General features: G+C 41.1%; 1 protein-coding gene. It reads left to right on the top strand.

The genetic code is table 11. From position 1 onward, the window contains the following. Positions 1-71: 71 nt before the first annotated feature. A partial coding sequence (locus tag RH88_RS22355) for an IS3 family transposase (RefSeq protein WP_005600307.1) occupies positions 72-224 on the top strand: 153 nt, incomplete at its 3' end.

The following is a 224-nucleotide window of genomic DNA, read 5'->3' as shown; positions in this document are numbered from 1 at the left end:
GTAGTGGCATAGTGAATTTGGTCACTTAGTTAGAGGTGATATCATCACCTCATAAGTTAACAGGTGACATTATGACAAAACGCACAAGACGACTATTTAGCGCAGAGTTTAAGTTAGAAGCAGCGCAGTTAGTCCTAGATCAAAATTACTCAGTGAATGAAGCGGCACAAGCCATGAATGTGGGTAAATCCACGATGGATAAATGGGTTCGCCAACTTAGAGAA

The sequence above is a fragment of the Vibrio scophthalmi LMG 19158 genome (genome assembly GCF_000222585.1).
In the GTDB taxonomy this organism is placed as follows: Bacteria; Pseudomonadota; Gammaproteobacteria; order Enterobacterales; family Vibrionaceae; genus Vibrio; species Vibrio scophthalmi.
This window is presented reverse-complemented; position numbering and strand designations above follow the sequence as displayed.